Origin of the sequence: Streptomyces albidochromogenes (assembly GCF_005981925.1) — a bacterium.
Classification (GTDB): Bacteria; Actinomycetota; Actinomycetes; order Streptomycetales; family Streptomycetaceae; genus Streptomyces; species Streptomyces albidochromogenes.
In genome coordinates this window covers 1-2,087 of the sequence record NZ_VBVX01000550.1, presented here as the reverse complement: position 1 = coordinate 2,087, position 2,087 = coordinate 1, and the positions used below count along the sequence as shown (strand labels likewise).

Sequence of the window (2,087 nt, the reverse complement as noted above, 5' to 3'; positions counted from 1 at the left end):
CTGTCCTGCTCGCGGGCACCCAGAACCCCGTGGAGTACGAGGGCACCTACCCTCTCCCCGAGGCCCAACTGGACCGCTTCCTCCTCAAACTCACGGTCCCGCTGCCGTCCCGCGAGGACGAGATCGGCGTCCTGACCCGCCACACCGAGGGCTTCAACCCCCGCGATCTCCACGCTGCGGGCCTACGCCCGGCCGCCGGGCCCGCCGACCTGGAAGCGGCCCGCGCCGCCGTGGCCAAGACCTCCGTCTCCGCGGAGATCACCGGTTACGTCGTCGATATCTGCCGTGCCACCCGAGATTCCCCCTCGCTCACTCTCGGCGTCTCCCCCCGAGGCGCCACCGCACTGCTCTCCACCGCCCGCGCCTGGGCCTGGCTCACCGGCAGGGACTACGTCATCCCGGACGATGTGAAGGCCCTCGCCCTCCCCACCCTGCGCCACCGCATTCAACTGCGGCCCGAGGCCGAGATGGAAGGAGTCACCGCGGACTCCGTCATCACCGCGATCCTCGCCCACGTCCCCGTGCCCCGTTGAGGCGATGACCGTGGCCCTCACTGGACGTACCGCATTCCTCGCCGCCCTCGGCGCGATCCCCATCGGCTTCCTCGCGCCGAACTGGTCCGGGGTTCTCGCCGTGAACGCTCCCCTCACCCTCGCAATTGTGTGCGACTACGCATTGGCCGCGCCAGTACGAAAGCTCCGTTTCACCCGAAGTGGTGACACGTCAGTTCGATTGGGTGACAGTGCAGAAATTGAGCTGACGGTCACCAACCCGTCGGCCCGCCCGTTGCGGGCGCTGCTTCGCGATGCCTGGCCGCCCAGCAGCTGGCCCACGGGCTCAGAGCAGGCAGTCTCACGCCACGAGCTGACCGTCCCCGCAGGAGAGCGACGCCGCCTGACCACGACACTCCGCCCCACCCGCCGCGGCGACCGCCACTCCGAACGCATCACCGTTCGCTCGTACGGGCCGCTCGGCCTCGCCGCCCGTCAGGGCAGCCACCGGGTCCCCTGGGCAGTACGCGTGCTCCCGCCCTTCACCAGCCGGAAGCACCTCCCCTCCAAGCTGGCCCGTCTCCGCGAACTCGACGGCCGCACCAGCGTCCTGACGCGAGGCGAAGGCACCGAATTCGACAGCCTCCGCGACTACGTTCCCGGCGACGACACCCGCTCCATCGACTGGCGCGCCACGGCACGGCAGAACACCGTGGCCGTCCGTACCTGGCGCCCGGAACGTGACCGCCACATCCTGATCGTCCTCGACACCGGCCGCACCTCGGCCGGCCGCGTGGGCGACGTCCCGCGCCTGGACGCCTCCATGGACGCGGCGCTCCTCCTCGCGGCCCTCGCTTCCCGAGCCGGCGACCGAGTGGACCTCCTGGCCTACGACCGCCGCACGCGCGCCCAGGTCCAAGGCCGCACAGCAGGGGACGTCCTCGCCGCCCTGGTCAACGCGATGGCTCCCCTGGAGCCCGCACTGGTGGAAACCGACGCCCGAGGCCTGAGCGCCACAGCCCTGGCGAACGCCCCCCGCGGATCCCTGATTGTCCTGCTCACCAGCCTGGACGCCGCCCCCGTCGAGGAGGGGATCCTGCCGATACTCCCGCAGCTCACCCGACGGCACACCGTTCTGGTGGCCTCGGTGGCCGACCCCAGCGTCGAGGAAATGGCGGCCGGGCGCGGAACAGTGGACGCGGTGTATGAAGCCGCTGCTGCCTCTCAGGCCCAGAACCAGCGCAGGCGCACAGCGGAGAAGCTCACCCGCCACAACGTCACGGTCGTGGACGCCACACCCGACGACCTGGCCCCCGCCCTGGCCGACGCGTATCTGGCACTGAAGGCAGCAGGCCGGCTGTAGGGAAAAGAGCACCCTTGCATTCCCCCGGTCCTGCCGCCCGTCATCCGGAACGGCCTGGAACGCAGAAAAGCCCCGCACCATAAGGTGCGGGGCTTTCCCACAATGATTGTTCGGCGGCGTCCTACTCTCCCACAGGGTCCCCCCTGCAGTACCATCGGCGCTGAAAGGCTTAGCTTCCGGGTTCGGAATGTAACCGGGCGTTTCCCTAACGCTATGACCACCGAAACACTATG

Annotated in this window: 2 protein-coding genes and 1 rRNA gene; 2 read left to right on the top strand and 1 reads right to left on the bottom strand. The window is 69.7% G+C overall.

The features are described 5' to 3' along the window. Both E2E34_RS33735 and E2E34_RS33730 read left to right on the top strand, forming a co-directional pair. On the top strand, positions 1 to 533 hold a 533-nt coding region (locus tag E2E34_RS33735; RefSeq protein WP_138905630.1), incomplete at its 5' end, for an AAA family ATPase. Between the two features lie 10 nt (positions 534 to 543). Next, positions 544 to 1,854 (top strand): DUF58 domain-containing protein, encoded by a 1,311-nt coding sequence (locus tag E2E34_RS33730; RefSeq protein WP_138905629.1) that lies wholly within the window; start codon positions 544 to 546, stop codon positions 1,852 to 1,854. Between the two features lie 108 nt (positions 1,855 to 1,962). Here the strand turns inward: E2E34_RS33730 and rrf are convergent. Then, positions 1,963 to 2,079: ribosomal RNA gene (gene rrf, locus E2E34_RS33725) — 5S ribosomal RNA — on the bottom strand. Positions 2,080 to 2,087 lie beyond the last annotated feature (8 nt).